The organism is Sporosarcina sp. ANT_H38 (assembly GCF_008369195.1).
Taxonomy (GTDB): Bacteria; Bacillota; Bacilli; order Bacillales_A; family Planococcaceae; genus Sporosarcina.
Window position 1 is genome coordinate 507,596 of record NZ_VOBC01000001.1, and the last position, 19,509, is coordinate 527,104.

Annotated in this window: 17 protein-coding genes; 16 read left to right on the plus strand and 1 reads right to left on the minus strand. The window is 41.6% G+C overall.

All coding sequences use genetic code 11. From position 1 onward, the window contains the following. Positions 1-305: 305 nt before the first annotated feature. Complete coding sequence (locus tag FQ087_RS02475; RefSeq protein ID WP_149578972.1) at positions 306-2,444, minus strand: sigma-54-dependent Fis family transcriptional regulator; 2,139 nt, start codon at positions 2,442-2,444, stop codon at positions 306-308. Between the two features lie 285 nt (positions 2,445-2,729). Here FQ087_RS02475 and FQ087_RS02480 point away from each other — a divergent pair, with 285 nt between their 5' ends. From FQ087_RS02480 to FQ087_RS02555, 16 genes are all read left to right on the plus strand, one after another. Then, positions 2,730-4,259, plus strand: a complete 1,530-nt coding sequence (locus FQ087_RS02480; protein WP_255452123.1) for an acyl-CoA carboxylase subunit beta — start codon at positions 2,730-2,732, stop codon at positions 4,257-4,259. Positions 4,260-4,285: 26 nt separating this feature from the next. Continuing rightward, the gene (locus FQ087_RS02485; protein ID WP_149578973.1) at positions 4,286-5,071 is read left to right on the plus strand and encodes an enoyl-CoA hydratase/isomerase family protein; all 786 of its coding nucleotides are present in this window, start codon (positions 4,286-4,288) and stop codon (positions 5,069-5,071) included. 11 nt (positions 5,072-5,082) lie between these two features. After that, complete coding sequence (locus FQ087_RS02490; protein ID WP_149578974.1) at positions 5,083-5,295, plus strand: biotin/lipoyl-binding carrier protein; 213 nt, start codon at positions 5,083-5,085, stop codon at positions 5,293-5,295. 20 nt (positions 5,296-5,315) lie between these two features. After that, the gene (locus FQ087_RS02495) at positions 5,316-6,695 is read left to right on the plus strand and encodes an acyclic terpene utilization AtuA family protein (RefSeq protein WP_255452124.1); all 1,380 of its coding nucleotides are present in this window, start codon (positions 5,316-5,318) and stop codon (positions 6,693-6,695) included. After that, on the plus strand, positions 6,688-7,020 hold the full coding sequence (locus FQ087_RS02500; RefSeq protein WP_149578975.1) for an AtuA-related protein: 333 nt from the start codon (positions 6,688-6,690) through the stop codon (positions 7,018-7,020). The genes FQ087_RS02495 and FQ087_RS02500 overlap by 8 nt, the downstream gene beginning before the upstream one ends. Positions 7,021-7,022: 2 nt before the next feature. Then, positions 7,023-8,171 carry an acyl-CoA dehydrogenase family protein gene (locus FQ087_RS02505; protein ID WP_149578976.1) on the plus strand — a complete coding sequence of 383 codons (1,149 nt, stop codon included), beginning with the start codon at positions 7,023-7,025 and terminating at the stop codon, positions 8,169-8,171. Positions 8,172-8,194: 23 nt separating this feature from the next. Further along, on the plus strand, positions 8,195-9,349 hold the full coding sequence (locus FQ087_RS02510; protein ID WP_149578977.1) for an acyl-CoA dehydrogenase family protein: 1,155 nt from the start codon (positions 8,195-8,197) through the stop codon (positions 9,347-9,349). A gap of 19 nt (positions 9,350-9,368) precedes the next feature. After that, positions 9,369-10,931, plus strand: a complete 1,563-nt coding sequence (locus FQ087_RS02515; protein WP_149578978.1) for a class I adenylate-forming enzyme family protein — start codon at positions 9,369-9,371, stop codon at positions 10,929-10,931. A 27-nt stretch (positions 10,932-10,958) separates the two neighbouring features. Continuing rightward, positions 10,959-12,494 carry an acyl-CoA synthetase gene (locus FQ087_RS02520; protein WP_149578979.1) on the plus strand — a complete coding sequence of 512 codons (1,536 nt, stop codon included), beginning with the start codon at positions 10,959-10,961 and terminating at the stop codon, positions 12,492-12,494. A 12-nt stretch (positions 12,495-12,506) separates the two neighbouring features. Next, positions 12,507-12,944: a MaoC/PaaZ C-terminal domain-containing protein gene (locus FQ087_RS02525; RefSeq protein ID WP_149578980.1), complete on the plus strand. Its 438-nt coding sequence runs from the start codon at positions 12,507-12,509 to the stop codon at positions 12,942-12,944. Between the two features lie 26 nt (positions 12,945-12,970). Next, complete coding sequence (locus tag FQ087_RS02530) at positions 12,971-13,753, plus strand: DUF169 domain-containing protein (protein WP_149578981.1); 783 nt, start codon at positions 12,971-12,973, stop codon at positions 13,751-13,753. 25 nt (positions 13,754-13,778) lie between these two features. After that, positions 13,779-14,555 (plus strand): enoyl-CoA hydratase-related protein, encoded by a 777-nt coding sequence (locus FQ087_RS02535; protein WP_149578982.1) that lies wholly within the window; start codon positions 13,779-13,781, stop codon positions 14,553-14,555. A 24-nt stretch (positions 14,556-14,579) separates the two neighbouring features. Beyond that, positions 14,580-16,139 carry a class I adenylate-forming enzyme family protein gene (locus FQ087_RS02540; protein WP_149578983.1) on the plus strand — a complete coding sequence of 520 codons (1,560 nt, stop codon included), beginning with the start codon at positions 14,580-14,582 and terminating at the stop codon, positions 16,137-16,139. A 40-nt stretch (positions 16,140-16,179) separates the two neighbouring features. Beyond that, on the plus strand, positions 16,180-17,535 hold the full coding sequence (locus FQ087_RS02545; RefSeq protein ID WP_149578984.1) for an acetyl-CoA carboxylase biotin carboxylase subunit: 1,356 nt from the start codon (positions 16,180-16,182) through the stop codon (positions 17,533-17,535). A gap of 22 nt (positions 17,536-17,557) precedes the next feature. Continuing rightward, positions 17,558-17,938 carry a hypothetical protein gene (locus FQ087_RS02550; protein ID WP_149578985.1) on the plus strand — a complete coding sequence of 127 codons (381 nt, stop codon included), beginning with the start codon at positions 17,558-17,560 and terminating at the stop codon, positions 17,936-17,938. A gap of 99 nt (positions 17,939-18,037) precedes the next feature. Then, positions 18,038-19,504 (plus strand): sodium:solute symporter family transporter, encoded by a 1,467-nt coding sequence (locus FQ087_RS02555; protein ID WP_149578986.1) that lies wholly within the window; start codon positions 18,038-18,040, stop codon positions 19,502-19,504. The last annotated feature ends 5 nt before the right edge of the window (positions 19,505-19,509 follow it).

The following is a 19,509-nucleotide window of genomic DNA, read 5'->3' on the forward strand; positions in this document are numbered from 1 at the left end:
TTTGAATAATAGGTAAGTAAATACAAATGCAGAATGGGTGTGAAAGTCAAAAGTATTCTTTTGTCTTAACGAATGTATACTTTTTAGTCTTAAATTCATTAAAATCTACCAAACTTTTACAGTAGATTTACTGCTTTCCAGCCGGTTGTTTAAACAGAAAAAAGTTCTCTAGTAATTCTATTTTTATATTCGTATCTTGATCTGTAACATTTCAATGACTCTCTTATTCTAATTTAACCAGAGCTGATAATAATTAAATTTGATACAGGTCGAGTTTTATCCTAGGCCTATTGGAATAAGACAAATTAATCCTCTGACTTAAATTGTGAATTTTCTTTGATACGATATTTTTTCAATTTGTGATAAAGGGTAGAACGGCTAATTTTCAGGATTTCCGCTGCTTTGGTACGGTTGCCGTTTGCCTCTGTAAGTGCCTGAATCAATACAGACCTTTCTGTTTCATTCAGAAGTTCTTTCCGGTTTATTCCGTTTGATTGTGTGAAAGTTTGGGTGGGCACTTTGTGAGTTTCTTCAACAGATTGTACTCGGTAACTATCAAAATATAGATTATCTTTTTCAATCCAATTGCTAGTAGAAAAGTGAAATGCACGTTCCAGTACATTTTCCAATTCTCTCACGTTTCCAGGCCACTCGTATTGGGTTAACTTTTCTAATGCATCCCTTGTTAATCCCTCTATATGTTTAAACTTTTTTGTTGTGAATTTTTGAAGGAAAAATTCACATAATAATGGAATGTCATTTATTCTTTCCCGGAGTGGAGGAAGGTGTAACTGGATAACATGGATTCGGTAATACAAGTCCTCTCGAAATAGTCCTTTATGAACCATATTGAGTAAATCTTTATTCGTTGCTGTAAGGATTCTTACATCTATTTTTGTTGTTTTTGTATCTCCTATCCGCTCAAATTCTTTTTCTTGCAATACTCTCAAAAGTTTGACTTGTAAAGATAGAGGCATGTCTCCAATTTCGTCTAAAAAAATTGTCCCACCTTCGGCTAATTCAAATTTGCCTGGTTTTCCACCTTTTCTTGCCCCCGTAAATGCACCATCTACATACCCGAAAAACTCGGATTCCAAAAGCTCCTCTGGAATGGCACCACAATTTACTTTAATAAAAGCCCCGGGTCTTCCTGAGGACTGATGGATTCCGTCAGCGATTAATTCTTTTCCTGTCCCGCTTTCTCCAGTAATTAAGATGTTTGAAAAGGTTTGTGAAGCAATATAAGCTTCTTTTTTTAGTTGATTGATGTTTTTGTTTTTTGAAATGATGAGGCCAAATGGATCATTTTCAAATGATACTTTGATTAATTCACCGCGATAGTATGAAATCTCACCTTCCAATCGCTCCATATGGTGCAAAAGGTCCTTCCACACATCCAATTGTTTGAAGATTATCTTGAAAATAGCGCCAATTTTTTCCCCATCTTGAATGATGGGCATTTGGGTTAAAATTGCTTTCTTGTTTCTGATTTCTATAAGCTCACCTTCAATTTTCTCATTGTGTAGGATGCTTTTGTCAGAGGGGATTTCAGGGACAATATGCTTGATCGGTTGATTGATAACTTCTTGTAGGGATTGATAGCCAAATAATGAAAGGAAACTATGATTGACCCTTGTGATTATACCTTCCGTATCGGTTATCAATACCCCATCGTAGGCTAGTTCAAGTGCGCTCTCCAGTACTTTTTCAATTCTTTTGGTTGACTCTAGTTCCTTTGCCACTTTTTCAAAATCAGTAACATCCTTCAGTACGACCATTGCTCCGGTAACTGAAGACCATTCTCTTATCGGAATGAAAGATGCGATGGTTGTCATATTTGGAAAGTACAATCTTTTTATGAAAGTTTGTTCAGTTGTAATTGAGTCCTGCAAGCCCGCAGATAGATTAGAGAAGTATTGCGAGATTGAACGGTTCAGTAACTCTTGCTCTTGAAGTTGAAACAGTGCTAAAGCAGTGGTGTTTACAGAAGTAATACGCATTTCTAAATCAACAGATATGACAGCTTCCTGTAGATGATTCACCAATGATTTCAATCGATTGGCTACATTATGAGCGCTTGTAATTAATCCTTTAATTAATTCGGATTTTGCCATGACTCCCGTCACTTTCCCCATCTTGTTTATAACGACAGCATGTCCAACACCTTTTTTAATCAATAAATCTTTTGCATAGTAAGCGTTTTCTTCCTCATAGATAGTGACAACATTTTTTATAATGATCGGCTCTATGGATACATCCAGTGATCCATTTTCAAGAAGCAAGCGATATAGAGAATATTTAGTGACAATTCCGAGTAATTGTTCATTTTCAATAACGCAGGCGAGATCTTGTTGCTGATTCAGAAAGTGTTTCATAACATCTCTTACAGTGCTTTTTCGAGTAATTTTAATGAAATTAGAGGAAGAAAGCTGATGAACCTGCAATTATATGAACTCCTTTACAGCTAACAGATTTTAATAAATTATAGGCTACATACTTTTCAAAAGATTATATAGCTACTCCACTTCTTAATTGTAAGGAATTTGAATCGAAGAATCAATACAACTGTCTTAATTTTCGGACATTAGATAGAGCATATACACAGTTGAAAGAAAGTCGTTATGTATATTTTTGTGGAATTCCTAGATTTATAGCCATTTTAAATAGTGGCATAGAAATTGCATATATAAAGAGTGAGACAAAAATTTGTTTATCGGGAGTGTGTGCAATTGCGAACGGATTATCAAAGGTATTATTCAGAAAAGGAACGTATCCTGAAAGGCGGTAAAGAAAAATATCACGAACAGAACAAGGTAAAAGGAAAAATGTTTGTACGGGAACGGCTAGCAAGAATTTTTGATCCAAACTCAATTGTCGAAGATGGTGTTTTTGCAAACAGTGAAGATTCATCACTTCCAGCTGATGGCTGTGTGACAGGAATTGGAGAAGTAAATGGGCGCACAGTTTGTTTTTTAGCCGCAGATTCTACAGTCAAGGCGGGTTCGTGGGGTCCAAAGTCGGTAGAAAAAAATATTCGTATTCAGGAAAAAGCGGCAGACTTAAAAATTCCGATTTTATACCTGATCGACTCCGCGGGAGCAAGAATTACAGAACAATTAAATGTTTTCCCTGGTAAACGCCATGGCGGTAAAATTTTCTATAATCAGATTCAATTGTCAGGAGTTGTTCCGCAAATCACTATTTTATTTGGGCCTTCGCCGGCAGGAGCTGCTTATGTTCCTGCATTTTCGGATTTGGTTATTATGATTGATCAAAATTCGAGTGCATACTTAGGTTCTCCGAGAATGGTAGAGATGGCAATTGGGGAAAAAACAACGATGGATAAAATGGGCGGTGCAAAAATGCATTGTTCAGTAAGCGGGTTAGGCGATGTACTTGTAGAAAGTGAGGAAGAGGCAATTGAAGCTTGTAAACGTTATTTAGGATATATGCCTCAAAATTGGCAAGAAACCCCTTCTAAAGAAGATGCGAAAAATCCGATAAGTGGTAGAAATATAGCAGAAATCATTCCTTTGAATCAAAATACACCATTTGACATGTACGAACTAATTGATCAAGTGATTGACGAGGGTAGTTGGTTTGAGTATAAAAAATTATTCGCCCCCGAACTAATCACAGGATTTGCACGATTGAATGGGGAGGTTAAAGGAATTATCGCCAACCAATCCAAAGTCAAAGGGGGGACATTGTTCGTCGATTCTCCTGATAAGGCAGCACGGTTTATCATGATTTGTAATGCTTATAGTATCCCTTTACTCTACTTGTCCGATGTTCCGGGATACATGATCGGTTCAAAAGTAGAACAGAGTGGAATTATTCGGCATGGTGCAAAAATGATTTCAGCGCTATCCGAAGCGACTGTTCCAATTGTATCGGTCATTGTACGTAAATGTTATGGTGCCGGGCTTTATGCAATGGCAGGTCCAGCGTTTGGATCAGATGCCGTATTGGCTTTGCCAAGTGCCCAAATTGCTGTGATGGGACCTGAAGCAGCAATCAATGCTGTATATTTCAACAAAATCCAAGAAATTCCGGAAGAGGAACGTCCAGCTTTTATAAGCGAAAAAAGAAAGGAGTATACAGAAGACATCGATATTTTCAAACTTGCTTCGGAGCTGATTATTGATGATTTGGTCGGATTCGATGAAATGAGAACAGAACTGATTCGCCGATTTAATCTATATCGAACGAAGAGTGTGACAAAATACGAAAAACGTAACGCGATTCATCCAGTGTGATTATTTAGAATGCCGAGGTGATAAAAGTGAGCTATGAAACCATATTGTATGAAGTGACTGATAATATAGCCAAAATTACGATGAATCTTCCTGAGATGAGAAACCCTTTAACGAAGCAGTTAACAAAGGATTTAATAGTTGCTATTCGAACAGCAGATCAAGATCGAGATGTTCATGCGATTATTTTAACTGGGGCTGGAAAGGTGTTTTCGGCGGGTGGCAATTTAAATGAGTTTAAAGAGAACTTCGAAAAAGCGGTCCCGCAACTTCATCATGAGGGCAAAGAAAGTACTGAATTGTTTAAGCTGGGAGCAACGGTTAAAACACCTATTATTGCTTCCGTTAATGGTCCCGCATTGGGGGGAGGGACAGGGCTCGTAGCAATGTCACATATTGCGATTGCGTCGAATAAGGCCAAACTAGGATTAACTGAGCTGAAACTCGGACTTGTACCTTTTGTAATCTTGCCATGGGTAAGACGAGCAGTTGGCGATCGACGCGCTATGGAGCTTATGTTAACGGCTGAAATCATTGATGCGGAAAGAGCAAAAGACTATGAACTTGTTCATCGGGTAGTACCGCATGAAGAGTTGGAAGAGGAAACGTGGGCTCTAGCAAAAATAGTTGCTTCACACAGTCCTTTAGCGGTTAATTTAGGCATGGATGCCTATTTTACAACAGAACAAATGGATTTCATGAAGTCATTTGATTATTTATCGACATTGAGGCTTGTGTCTTTTCAAAGTGAGGATTTGAAAGAAGGCGCATCTGCATTTTTGGAAAAAAGAAAACCAAAATGGCAAGGCAAATAAAGGAGGAAAAAATGATGGAAATTCAATCGCCAATGAGTGGTAGTATATGGAAAGTTGAAGTTCGTGAAGGGGATACAGTAGCAGCAGGGGATATCGTCATGATTTTAGAATCGATGAAAATGGAAATTCCGATTGAGGTAACAGATGCAGGGATGGTAAAGGAAATAAAGGTGGCAGAAGGAGATTTTGTACAAGAAGGGGATTCAGTTGTAGTAATTGGATAATAGCAGAAAGAAGGTTTGACATGATGAAGAAAATTCGAATTGGTGCTGCACAAGGTTTTTATGGTGATACCATCGAACCTGCTATTGCGACTGCTAAATACGGCAATGTCGATTATATTAGTTTTGATTGTTTAGCAGAATTGACAATGGCAATTTTGCTGAAGGACAAACAAAAAGACGACAATCTTGGTTATACCAGGGACATTACAACGTCAATGAAAGCCTTGCTTCCTTATGTGAAGGAGAAGGGCATTAAACTGTTGACTAATGCAGGGGGCATTAACCCAGTTGCTGCTCAGCAAGAGGTTATTCGTGTAGCTAAAGAGTTGGGAATGGATGATTTAAAAGTGGCGGTTGTCACAGGTGATAATTTAATTGATCAAATCGATGACCTTATTGCACAGGGAGTTTCATTTAATCATATGGAAACAGGTGCATCCATTGATAGTGTGAAAGAGAAACTGAAGTTTGCGAATGCTTATCTCGGCTCTATGCCAATTGTTGAGGCGCTGAAACAGGGGGCGGATGTGGTAGTGACGGGTAGAACTACAGATACGGCGCAGTTTCTTGCCCCTTTAATTTATGAATATGGTTGGTCAGTAGAAGATTGGAATCAGCTCGCGAGTGGGGTTTTCATGGGGCATCTTTTGGAATGCTCGGCCCAGTCGACAGGCGGTAACTTCAGTGGCGATTGGGAGCAGGTTGAACGAGTAGAGGAAATTGGTTATCCCATTGCTGAAGTGGACGCGTCTGGTGAATTCATTATAACAAAAGTGGGTGAGCGTGGCGGTCTAGTAAGTGTTGACACTGTTAAAGAACAAATGCTGTATGAAATACATGACCCATCTGCTTATATTACGCCAGACGTCATTGTCGATTTGACGCAAGTCAAACTGGAGAATGTTGGGGAGCATCATGTGAAGGTTAGCGGCGTTAAAGGCAAACCGAAGCCTGACCAATTAAAGGTTGTGATGGGCTATGAGGATGGTTATATGGGGCAAGTTCTTATGGGATTCTCATGGCCGGATGCGCTGAAAAAAGCGAGGAAAGCGGATGAAGTCATTCGTAAGCAAATCGAGCAAAAGGGCTTGCTTTATAAGGAAATTCATACGAGCTATCTAGGCTATGATTCTTTACACGGTCCACTTGCTAAGGAGCCGAGTGAGGACTTGAATGAGGTCTATTTACGGATGGCGGTTAGGTCGAAAACGAAGCAAGACGCTGCACAATTAGGCCGTTTGTTTCCTCCCTTGTTTTTGAATGGTCCGCCAGCAGCAGGTGGCTTCTATGGTAATATCCCAACCAGACAGCTCCTTGGCATGTGGTCGGCACTTATTCCGAGAGAAATTGTAGAAAGCCAAGTGAAGATTCGTGTGGAAGAGGTGGGAACATATGTCTAACGTTTTGTTGAAGGACATGGCACAAGTGCGATCTGGGGATAAAGGAAATACGGTGAATATCGGTTTATTTGCTGCTAATGAAGACATGTACAAGCTCTTTGCAAAACAAGTGACGGCTGATAAAGTGAAAGCGCATTTTCAGGGCTTAGTCGATGGAGAAGTAATCCGTTACGAAGTGCCAACGATTCATGCTTTTAATTTCATCTTAAAAGATGCTTTGAACGGCGGAGGTTCAACGTCGATTCGAGTAGATAATCTGGGGAAATGTTTTGGTGCAAACTTACTGCGAATGGAAATTGAAGTGCCAGAAGAGGTGGGGGTGTGAGTATGGCATACGAACCTTACTTTACAGAAGAGCATGAAGAATTGCGTAAAACAATTCGCAAATTTGTCAGCAAAGAGGTTGTTCCCTTTGTAGAAGAATGGGAAGAGGCAGGAATCTTTCCAATGGAATTGTTAAAGCGAATGGGTGATTTAGGTTTTCTTGGTTTACGCTATTCGGAAGAAGTTGGTGGCCAGGGTGGCGATTATTTTACAAGCATTATCTTTGCGGAAGAGCTTGCAAAATGTGGCTGTGGAGGAGTACCGATGGCGATTGCTGTTCAAACAGATATGGCAACACCGCCCATCGCTGAATTTGGTAATGCCGAACAAAAGGAACGTTTTCTGACGCCAGCCATAAAAGGAGATAAGCTGGCTGCGATTGGCATTAGTGAGCCGAACCACGGTTCTGATGTTGCCTCTGTTGAAACAAGAGCGCGTAGAGACGGTGATGATTGGATTATCGATGGTTCAAAAATGTTTATCACAAATGGGACACGCGCAGATTTCGTCACGCTTGTCACGCGAACGTCAGACGAACCGGGTTACAAAGGAATCAGTCTATTTATAGTGGAACTCGATAGCCCAGGTGTGTCAGTTAGTCGGAAGTTGGACAAAGTTGGTATGCGTTCCTCTGATACAGCTGAGCTGATATTCGATAATGTACGAGTGCCACATGCTAATTTACTTGGTGAAGAGGGCAAAGGGTTTTCTTATATTATGTGGGAGTTGCAAGGGGAGCGCATGATCGCTGCCGCCGGCTCCATTGGAATGGCGGAGCAAGCCTATGAGCTAGCCTATGACTATGCCAAATCGAGAAAACAATTCAATCAGCCAATTGCAAATTTCCAAGTGATTGCTCATTTGCTTGCGGAGATGAAAACAGAAATCGAAGTGTGTAGGGAATTGACGTATGCAACGGCCTATCGTTTTTCAAAAGGCGAAGTACCGAGTAAAGAAATTTCGATGACTAAGCTTGCAGCTGCACAAATGGCTCATTGGGTAGCAGACCGTGCGCTCCAAATCTTCGGTGGTAATGGCTATATGATGGAATATCCAATTCAACGTATTTGGCGTGATACGAGGCTATATCGCATTGGTGGCGGAGCAGATGAAGTGATGAAGGAAATCATCGCCAAACAAATGGGCTTGTGAACCTGAGAAAAGGAAGTGAGTAAATGACCCACTGGATGTTTACTGAAGAGCATAACATGTTTCGGAATTCAGTTAAGAAATTTGTGGAAAAAGAAATCACCCCATTTGTTGAAGAGTGGGAAGAAGCAGGAGAAGTTCCAAGAAGCGTGTTTGAGAGAGTGGGAGAGTTAGGGTATTTGGGGACGAAATTTCCGGTCGAATACGGTGGTGCAGGATCCGATCTGATTATGGATGCTATTTTCAATGAGGAACTCACCAAATGTGGATCGGGTGGAATTGGTGCTTCGATTGTTGCGCATATCGGCATTGCACTGACTCCGATTTGGCGTTTTGGCAATCATGAGCAGAAGCTAAAATACCTGCAGCCTGGCGTTGAAGGAAAAAAGATTGCCGCATTAGGCATTACGGAACCAAATGCAGGTAGTGATGTTTCTTCGATTGGCACGAAGGCAGTCGATAAGGGCGATCATTATTTGTTAAATGGCTCAAAAACCTTTATTACAAATGGTGTGAACGCTGATTATGTCGTTGTTGCTGCAAAAACGGCTGATGGTTCTGGGCATCGAAACATGAGTCTGTTCATTGTAGAAAGTACTTGGGAGGGGTTTTCTGTTGGTAAGAAACTCGACAAGTTAGGGTGGCGGGGGTCTGATACAGGCGAGTTGTACTTTGAAAATGTAAAAGTGCCTAAGGAGAATTTGATTGGACGCCTAAATGAAGGATTCAAGTATATTATGATCAATTTTCAATGGGAACGATTGACATTAGCCCTTTCAAGTATTGCATTGGCCGAAAAGGCATTGGAGGACACGGTGCGTTACAGTAAAGAACGCATCCAATTCGGAGGTCCACTGGCTCAATTCCAAGTGCTTCGGCACAAAATGGTTGATATGGCCATTGACATTGAAAAGGCAAGAAGTATTACCTATCGGACGGTTTATCGCTATGACAAAGGCCAAGATGTCACAACAGAAGCGACGATGGCTAAAGCCTATGCCGCGGAAATGGTGAGCAGAGTATGTGACCAAGCCCTTCAAATCCACGGTGGCAATGGTTATATGATGGAATATCCTGTTCAACGTTATTGGCGTGATGCACGTCTTCAATCGATTGGCGGAGGAACGACGCAAATTATGAATGAGATACTCACGAAAAGACTGCAAATCATTGAAAACTAATGTGGTGGAGGCAATGACAATGAGAGAAGAAATTTCAGTGATTAATCGCGTTGCAATTGGTGATATCATCCGCAGAGCGGCAGGTCGCTATGAGAATAAGACGGCGCTTGTGGAAGGGGAACAGAAGCTGACGTATCGAGAGCTTGACCAAGCCTGTAACCGCTTTGCAAATTACTTGATTGGAAGCGGTTATAAAAAAGGAGATGGCATTGCGACGATATGTGGCAACTCGATTGACCATGTAATTGCAATGTACGGCATTCAAAAAGCAGGTCTAATTTGGGTGCCGGTAAATCCAGGACTTTCGAGTGTGGAGCAACAATATATTTTAAACAAAGCAGATGTGAAAGTAATCATTATCGATCATGCTTTTTTGCAAGCAGATCGTTCTCGCTTTGATAGTTCGACAATTATTATTGTGAACAACATAGAGGGAGAGGCTGGAAAGTCTTTTACTGAAACACTCGTTGGGCAATCTCATGAAGAGCCAGATGTCGACATTCATGACCGTGATGTCGCACAAATTATGTTTACCAGTGGCACTACGGGCAATCCAAAAGGGGTTTGTATTAGCCATTTAACTGTTTATCTTGCGAGTTTAGGAAATATTGCTGACCTGCTTATTAAGGAAAGTGAAGTACTACTAGTCATTATGCCAATGTTCCATTGTGCGCAGCATTCATTTAACACCTCCTTCTTATCCATTGGTGCCAAGCTCGTGGTGGCGAAAAAATTTGAACCTGAGAATTTTATGCAAACGATTGAAAGGGAACAAGGAACATTTATATTCGCGTTACCTATGATGTATCGAGCGATAATTCATCATCCAAATCGGAAAAATTATAATTTGACATCGTTACAAACTTGTTTGTATGCCATGGCACCTATGGATCAAACGACATTGAAAAAAGGGATCGCAGAGCTAGAGGCTGACTTTTTACTTGGAACAGGGCAAACGGAAATGTATCCCGCGACGATGTTCTTTAAATCAGAAGAGCAACTGAAACGCTTTGGTTCTTATTGGGGAACGACCGCGATTATCAATGACACGGCTGTAATGGACGACGAGGGTAATCTATTGGGAAAAGGTCAAATTGGGGAAATTGTCCACCGTGGCCCAAATGTGATGAATGGCTACCTAGATAATGAGGAAGCGACAAAGGAAACACGGTTATTTGGTTGGCATCATACAGGGGATTTAGGCTATTGGGATGAAGACGGGCAAATGGTGTTTGTAGATCGGAAAAAAGACATGATTAAAACTGGCGGCGAAAATGTGGCTTCCATTAAAATTGAGCAAATGCTCTTAAACCACGAAAAGATTGAAAATGCCATCGTTGTCGGCCTGCCGCATGAAAAGTGGATTGAAGCCGTAACGGCCATTGTTCGTCCGAAAACGGGACAAGAGGTGACGGAGGACGAAATTATTGCTTATTGTAAAGAGAATCTGGGCGGTTTCCAAGTGCCGAAAAAAGTAATATTCGTAGATGAATTTCCGATGACCACGACAGGTAAAATTCAAAAGCAAAAACTACGTGTACAGTATGAAAGCTTATTTGAAGATGTAACGAGTATGCACTGACACTAAAAAATGAGGAGTGTTCGATTTATGATAAATGGTATTGGTTCATGGCTCGTGAAGCATAGTGATCGACAGGCGAATAAAACAGCAATCGTCTACAAAGACAAACGCTTTACGTATCGACAGCTAAATGACCGCGTAAATCGTTTAGCGCATTCACTTGTCGATCTTGGTGTCAGAAAAGGTGATCGAGTCAATGCGCTTCTTTTTAACAGAAATGAGTTAATGGAAGCATTGTTTGCCTGTGCGAAAATTGGCGCCATTTTTGTGCCGATTAATTTCCGTTTAAGCCTTGAGGAAGTTGAATATATTGTGCATGATTCAGGCGGTATTATTTTCATATATGATGACAGATTGGAAGGCATTGCGGAGGGACTTACAGCACGGACGCCGCAAATTCGTTCGTTTATTCGAGTGGGGGACGATCAGACAGGAATGCATCTAGCGTACGAGCTGCTCCTTGCAGATGCAAAGCGTGAAGAGCCGGAATATGTTGTGTGCTTAGACGATGCACATATGATGATGTATACATCTGGGACAACGGGCAGACCTAAGGGAGCTGTCCTAACACATGGCAATACGCAATGGAATGCCATCAATTGCCTGGACGCGCTACCAATTACTGAAGATATGATTACGTTAACAGTGGCACCATTGTTTCATATTGGTGGGATGAATATCTTTACAACGCCAGCCTTATACAAAGGTGGGACAGTTATCTTAGAGGATAAATTCGATCCGCAATTGACATTGGAGCTCGTTGAACGCGAAAAAATAACAGCTTTGTTTCTTGTACCGGCAATGTGGCTGGCTATTACGCAATTTCCAAATCTAGAAAACTATGATGTCAGCTCGTTAACCTTTAATATCTCAGGCGGGGCTCCTTGTCCGCTTACAATCATTGAATTTTTTCAAAATCGTGGCATCCCGTTCTACGAAGGTTTTGGTTTAACGGAAACGGCACCGGTTGTCGCAGTGCTTGATAGCGAAAATAGTGTAAGGAGAAATGGCTCTGTCGGTAAGCCACCGATACACACAGAGATAAAAGTTGTAGATGCATATGGCAATGAAGTGCCAACTGGAGAAGTAGGAGAGTTAGTGGTGAAAGGACCTAATATTTTTGTTGAATATTGGAACAAGCCTGAGGCAACGAAAGAAGCGATTCGAAACGGTTGGTTTTTTACAGGAGACCTTGCTAAACAAGATGAAGAAGGTTTTCTTTACATCGTAGATCGTATGAAAGACATGATTATTACAGGTGGTGAAAACGTCTACCCGATTGAGGTGGAGCAAGTCTTAATCCGCCATCCGAATATAAGAGAGGTCGCGGTTGTAGGCTATCCAGATGAAAAATGGGGCGAGTCCGTAAAAGCGGTAATCGCTTTGAAGAATCCAAACGAATCGCTGGATTTACAGGAGGTTCGTGCATTTTGTGAAGAGAAACTTGCTTCGTTTAAAATTCCGAAGCAAATCGACTTGGTGAATGAATTGCCGAGAAATGCAACAGGAAAGGTTTTGAAAATCGTTTTACGTGCAAAAGAGACGGAAAATTCTTTGATTTAAAGGGGGATAAACATGTTTAATAAAAAATTTGACCACTTCGAAGTCGGTGAAACGTGGCGTTCGAGAGGGCGCACCATTACGGAGGCAGATATTGTCATGTTTTCTGCATTTAGTGGAGACTGGTACCCGCTTCATACAGATAAAGAGTATGCGGAAAACAACACACCGTTTAAGCAAAGAATTGCCCATGGCATGCTTGTGTTATCGGTAGCTACTGGACTGCAAGTGATGGAACCAGAAGTCATTGTTGCATTTTATGGCATTGAACATCTACGATTTATTCGCCCAACCTTCATCAATGACACGATACATGTGGAATTGGAGGTCACTGATTTACTAGACAAAGGAAATGGCACGGGTGTGGTAACAGCTATTCAAAAAGTTGTGAAACAAACAGGTGAACCCGTGACGACAGGCGTATTAAAAATACTCATCAATAAAGAGCAATAATCGATTATGAGAGAGGTGGTATTGACATGGTCAATACAACAGAGACGTACGACTGGCAGCTGATTGTCAATCAGCTGTATACCTATTTACGCTTAAAAACAGTTCCGGTTGGTATGAAAATGTTCGAGAAAGCAGAGGACATGGAAGCAATCCCGAAGATCAGACGGCCACAATCGGTACACACGGCTGATCAGATTGTGGCACAAGCAGCTAGGCTGGGCTGGACCGTGGGCATAACTGAAGAAGATTTGGTGATGCCGCAGTGTAGTGCGGTTCTTGGCTTACATCCCCGTGATGAACAATGGTTAGATGGGAAGGAAATGGCAGGGATTTGGTTTGAAAACCAGAAGGATTCTGCTGCTCATCAGTCGGCGATGACTGTCAATCCTTATGGGAGGCATGCAGCAATGGCTGTTTCACCTCTTGTCTCGAATCGACTAAGTCCTCCAGATATTTGTTTGATTTACGCAACACCGGGACAGATGATTTTGCTCATTAACGGCCTACAGTGGAAGGATTATAAAAAACTCGAGTGGGGAGTTGTCGGCGAGTCTTCCTGTGCGGACTCTTGGGGACGGGCGCTTGCAACGGGTGAACCGAGCTTGTCGATTCCTTGTTATGCGGAAAGGCGATATGGTGGTGTCTTGGATGATGAAATGCTAATGGCGTTAGCGCCGGCTGATCTAGTGAAGGCCCTCGAAGGCGTAGAGAAGTTAAGTCGAAATGGCTTGCGTTACCCAATTCCTCAGTATGGCATTCAAATGGATGCGCGTAGTGGGTTGGAAGCTAGTTACGGCAAACGCAGTTGATGGTTACGAAAGGGGGGCTTTTATAATGCGAAACTGGGTGCTATATGAAAAAGTGTCTAACAAGGCTTATATAACTTTGAATAGACCGGAGGCCATGAACGCCATGCCTCCGAGTGGCTTTCAACAGCTCGCTGAAGCATTTAAGGAATCGAGAGAAGACGATGAGGTTCGAGTGATTATTTTAACAGGTGCAGGGGAGCAGGCATTTTGTGCTGGGGCTGATTTAAAGGAAACCATTCCTGCAATCACCGAAGGGACAATGGATCCAGGTCTATTAGATGATGTCGTGTTGAAACATACGCCATTATGGAAGCCGATTATTGCCGCGGTCAATGGCCATTGTTTGGCGGGGGGCATGGAAATCCTTCAGGCAACAGATATTCGAATTGCGGCTGAGCACGCAACTTTTGGCTTGCCTGAACCGAAATGGTCGATTATGGCGGCAGCGGGTTCCCTAGTCAGGCTCGTTCGACAAATCCCTTATTGCAGGGCAATGGAAATCTTACTGACAGGGGAATCCATCACGGCTAAAGAAGCACTTGATATTGGCTTGATCAACAAGGTTGTGCCGTCTAGTCAACTCTTAGCTGAAGCCGAATCCTATGCAGAGAAAATTTGCAGGAACGGCCCGATTGCTGTACAAGCAACGAAAGAGGCTGTAGTTCGTTTACAAAGTTTGCCGATGGAATTAGCGTTCCGAGAAGAATGGAACTATGCAAATAAAGCGTTTATGAGTGAGGATGCAAAAGAAGGTTTGAAAGCATTCGCGGAAAAACGAGCACCGCTTTTTGTGGGGCGTTGAATACAGTTAGGGGGATTTTTTAAGATGAAGACGATAAATGACATATTGCAAGAAGCAGTAAACAAATGTCCCACTTACATCTTTTTATACGAAGGTTCGAAAAGTCTGACCTATAAGCAATTGGATGAAGTGACAGATCGGCTGGCCTCGGCTTTTCTAGAGGAAGGGTTAACAAGAGGCGATCATATTGCAATCCTTGCTTTAAACCAAATGGAATGGCTCATTTCGTATTTTGCCGCAGCGAAAATTGGTGTGGGCGCTGTCGCGTTAAGCGTTCGGTATCGGGATACTGAATTGGAATACATGCTCAATCATTCCGAGGTAAAAGCAATTGTGTCTATCGATAAAATTCCGGGTTTTAATTTCTCGGAGTTTTTCTTCGACTTCCAATCAGAAATCCCAACTGTTGAAAAGTATATCTTTATCGGTGAGGGATTTGAAGGCAGTTTGTCTTTTTCCGAACTAATTGGAAGAAGCACGGATAGCGATAAATTAAACTCATGTAAAAAAGAAGTGATTCCTGAAGATCTTGCCGTCATGATTTATACTTCTGGAACGACTGGAAAGCCCAAAGGAGCCATGATCACCCATCGAAGTATATTAGCTTCAGCGCGTGCGCAGGTTAATCATTTTCAAATAAATGAGGAAGATGTAACTATTCAAAGCCTACCACTGAACCACGTTGGTGGTATTACATGTCAGGTTATAGTGACATTGATCAGTAAAGGAATGGCTGTGCTCATTCCAGAGTTCCGACCAGAAAATGTGTTATCAGCTATTCACCAACATAAAGCCACACTTTTTGGTGGTGTCCCGACAATGTATTTAATGTTGCTTTCCCATAAAGGCTTTTCGACCTATGATCTGAGTACCGTGCGGATTAGCATTATTGGTGGTTCGAATGTTGAACCGGCGTTATGTCAAGAAATCACAAAATTGATGCCAAATGCGAAATTGGTAAACCTATATGGGCTGAGTGAGAGCTCGGGCGCATGTATCTTGTCAAGGGTAAGTGATTCAATCGAAAAAGTTCAAAAGACAATCGGTGTGATAATTGGAGATTTCGTCGCTAAAGTTGTGGATGGGAAGCGACAAGAAGTCGTGAATGGTGAAATGGGCGAGCTAGTAGTGAAAGGTGATTGTCTAGCGAAGGGGTATTATAGGGATGAAGAAAATACGGAAGATACCTTTTCAGAAGACGGCTGGTTATACACAGGAGATATTGTGAGCACTGATGAGGAAGGCTATATCAGTTTTAAAGGAAGAAAAAAAGAAATCTATATTCAAGGTGGATTTAACGTGTTGCCTGTTGAGATTGAAAATGTGTTAACCGCACATCCGTCTATTTCGATTGCGGCAGGCATCGGGGTTCCCGATTCGTTTTACGGTGAAGTGGGGCGCTATTATATTGTTCTGGCCGTTGGTAAGCAACTAGCGGAGGCAGAATTAGTCACCTATTGCCAAGAACATCTCGCAGATTACAAAGTACCAAAGCAGTTCGTATTTGTCGATGAATTGCCGATGACACCATCCGGGAAAATTCAAAAAACTAAACTAAAAGAACGGTATACACAACCGCAGTAAATGAGTGAATCAAACGACATAGAAAGGGGTACGATCCGTTATGTTTACTAAAATATTGATTGCCAATCGAGGAGAAATTGCAGCAAGAATCATTCGAACATGTAAGGAAATGGGGATTGCAACGGTTGCGATTTATTCGGAGGCAGATGCGGAGGCCCTTCATGTCCAAGCTGCTGATGAAGCCTATTTAATTGGACCGCCACGTGTCAACGAGAGTTATCTAAACATCGATAAGATTATTGAAGTGGCGCAAGCTTCTGGGGCCGAAGCGGTTCATCCGGGCTATGGTTTACTATCGGAAAACGCGGATTTTGTGAAGCGTTGTCAAGAGGTTGGACTCGTTTTCATAGGACCTGAAACGGAAGCAATCGCAAAAATGGGCAGTAAAATTGAAGCGCGAAAGTTAATGAAAGCAGCGGGTGTTCCGATTGTTCTGGGTATTGACTATCCGTTACAAGACACGGAGGAAGCAATTATGGTTGCTAACGACATCGGCTATCCCGTCATGTTAAAAGCCTCTGCAGGTGGAGGGGGCATAGGTATACAAATTGTAAACGACAGTGAGGAATTGAGGAAAGCCTTCGCGGGCAATCAAAAAAGGGCGACCGACTATTTTGGTGATGGTGCCATGTTTATAGAAAAGTATGTAGCAAATCCAAGACATATTGAAATTCAAATACTTGCTGACAATCAGCACAATACCGTGTACCTATGGGAACGAGAATGTTCGATTCAACGCCGCCATCAAAAAATTCTGGAAGAAGCGCCATCTCCATTTTTAGACGAAGAAACGCGCATAAAAATGGGAGAAGTAGCTGTAAAAGCAGCCAAATCAATCGGATACATCAACGCGGGGACGATTGAATTTTTAGTAGATGAAGAAAAGAATTTCTACTTTCTTGAGATGAATACAAGATTGCAAGTAGAACACCCAATCACAGAGGAAATAACGGGGATAGATTTGGTTAAAGAACAACTAAACATTGCATTCGGTAAAAAGCTGTCATTTCTTCAATCGGATATTGCTAGAAGTGGTCATGCAATTGAAGTGAGAATCTATGCGGAAGATCCAAAAACATTTTTTCCATCTCCAGGTAAAATCACAAAAATGACATTACCAAGTGGAGATAATATCCGTCATGAACTTGCTGTAAACGAACAATCAACGGTTACTCCGTTTTATGACCCGATGATTGCTAAATTAATCGTAAAAGGCCATACAAGAGAACAAGCAATTGAAGAAATGAAACAAGCTCTTGATTACTATGTGGTGGAAGGCATTAAAACAAATATTCCCATGTTGAAAAATATTATTGCGCATGAAGCTTTTTTGAATGGTGATACAACTACCAACTTTGTGGCACAGCATTTGCAAGCCAAATCCTTAACGTTATAAAAAAATGGGGAGGGGTTCGAAGATGTCTATTTCCGATAAGATTATCTACACATTTCTATTGCTCGTTAGCGTAACACTTATTGGGATGCTTACGGGTTCATGGCGCATAATTCTTTATCCTTATTTAGTCGTTATCGGTATCGCTATTTTGGCGGGATTAGTGAAAAATGTGAAAAGAAATCCTCGTAAAATATGGATTCCAGCATCTGTTTCACTTGCCTATATCATTTTATATAGCTGGCTCGATATGATCACGATTGATTCACCAACAGGAGGAACTTCGTATATTTTAGGGCTAACCCCAAGCATGGCCATCTATTTATTAGGTATTTGGCCATTAGCTAATCTCATTTGTTTACTTTACGCATGGACCTTTACTTACGAGGAATCAGTTCATAATTAATAGTATTTCCCGATTTTATCCGGTAGATATCCGGTAGATATCCGCTACTTCTAATAAGTAGCGGGATGGTTTGTAGACTAACGAAAAGGGGTGGGGTAAATGAGCGGTACGATTATTACGATTGTCATCATCTATCTACTTATTTGTATTTTAATCGGTGTATGGGCAACGGGGAAAACGAAGACAACAAGTGATTTTTTAATAGCTGGTAAAAGTCTAGGTATGTTTGTTATGGCTATTGCTGCATTCTCTTCCATTCAAAGCGGTTTTGGCATGTTGGGCGGGACGGGATTAACGTTTTCTGGAGGCATGGGGTTTTTAGCTGGCGTTGGAATTGCCGCCCCTTTAGGTTTTGCACTAACTTGGTTTTTAGTTGGGAAAAGAATGTGGAAGATTGGTCAACTAGGTGAAATATACACACTTGGAGATGTGGTCGAGAAAAGATACAACAGTAAGGCTGTAAGGGGATGGATTGGACTAGCCGTTACGCTTGGTGTTATTGGCTATCTAGGTACACAGGTCCAAGCCATGGGCATTATTATGCATACGGTTTTTGGTGTTTCTCCAAAGATAGGAGCACTTATTGGACTTGCAATACTCGGATTTTACTGCGTTGGTGGTGGAGTTATTGCGGGTGTATATACGGATTTATTCCAAGGGATCATTATGGTTACGGTTTCCGTTGTGATTTTCTTCATGGCGCTGAATATTGGTGGCGGTGTTCAGAATATCACGGAGAGTTTACAAAGTGCTGATCCACTTATGGCTTCGCCATTTGGAACTTACTCCATACTATCCATTGCCTGTTGGATCTTTTTGTTTAGTTTAGGTGCGGCTGGACAGCCCCATTTTATCACGAAATTTTTAATGATAAAAGATCAGAAGCAATTGAAATGGGGAGCATTTACCGCTGGGTTTGCGTACACATTGAGCACTCTATTAGTGATTGGTATCGGCTTAACTGCTAGATCTCTTTATATAAAAGGGGAATTTCCAGAACTAGCCTCACCAGATGAAGCATTGACTGTATTTATTACACATTTTACATCCCCAATTATTGGCGGTTTAGTCATTGCGGGATTGCTTGCGGCTATTATGTCTACGGGCTCAAGCTTTGTGACGCTTGGTGCTTCAGGGTTAACTAGGGATATTCCGAAAGCTTTTAATATGAAAGTGAAAAATGAATTGCTTTGGAATCGAATAGCTGTCGTAGGTTTGCTTGTACTTTCTACGCTATTTTCATTTTATATGGATACATTGGTAGCCCTACTTGGGGTTTTTGGTTGGGGAACTTTTGCATCCGCAGTCTTTCCAGCCGTTGTACTCGGGCTCATTTGGGAAAAGGCGACGAAGTATGGAGCGATTTCAAGTATCATTATTGGCCTAGGCTTGAATTTTGCATTAGAGATTGGCGGAAAATATGGTGTGGTCATACTTCCACCAGGAGTTATTGTGGGAGCTGTTGCATTTGCGATTTCAATTATTGTCTTCATTGTCGTTTCGTTGCTAACGCAAAAGTCGATTGTCCAACTCGACGAAGAGATGCTCGATGCGATGGAGGGCTAACGCTT

Coding starts and splice junctions, on each gene's coding strand:
- FQ087_RS02490 (WP_149578974.1), top strand. CDS start 5,083: ATGATGGAAATTCAATCGCCAATGAGTGGTAGTATATGGAAAGTTGAA.
- FQ087_RS02495 (WP_255452124.1), top strand. CDS start 5,316: ATGATGAAGAAAATTCGAATTGGTGCTGCACAAGGTTTTTATGGTGAT.
- FQ087_RS02500 (WP_149578975.1), top strand. CDS start 6,688: ATGTCTAACGTTTTGTTGAAGGACATGGCACAAGTGCGATCTGGGGAT.
- FQ087_RS02505 (WP_149578976.1), top strand. CDS start 7,023: ATGGCATACGAACCTTACTTTACAGAAGAGCATGAAGAATTGCGTAAA.
- FQ087_RS02510 (WP_149578977.1), top strand. CDS start 8,195: ATGACCCACTGGATGTTTACTGAAGAGCATAACATGTTTCGGAATTCA.
- FQ087_RS02515 (WP_149578978.1), top strand. CDS start 9,369: ATGAGAGAAGAAATTTCAGTGATTAATCGCGTTGCAATTGGTGATATC.
- FQ087_RS02520 (WP_149578979.1), top strand. CDS start 10,959: ATGATAAATGGTATTGGTTCATGGCTCGTGAAGCATAGTGATCGACAG.
- FQ087_RS02525 (WP_149578980.1), top strand. CDS start 12,507: ATGTTTAATAAAAAATTTGACCACTTCGAAGTCGGTGAAACGTGGCGT.
- FQ087_RS02530 (WP_149578981.1), top strand. CDS start 12,971: ATGGTCAATACAACAGAGACGTACGACTGGCAGCTGATTGTCAATCAG.
- FQ087_RS02535 (WP_149578982.1), top strand. CDS start 13,779: ATGCGAAACTGGGTGCTATATGAAAAAGTGTCTAACAAGGCTTATATA.
- FQ087_RS02540 (WP_149578983.1), top strand. CDS start 14,580: ATGAAGACGATAAATGACATATTGCAAGAAGCAGTAAACAAATGTCCC.
- FQ087_RS02545 (WP_149578984.1), top strand. CDS start 16,180: ATGTTTACTAAAATATTGATTGCCAATCGAGGAGAAATTGCAGCAAGA.
- FQ087_RS02550 (WP_149578985.1), top strand. CDS start 17,558: ATGTCTATTTCCGATAAGATTATCTACACATTTCTATTGCTCGTTAGC.
- FQ087_RS02555 (WP_149578986.1), top strand. CDS start 18,038: ATGAGCGGTACGATTATTACGATTGTCATCATCTATCTACTTATTTGT.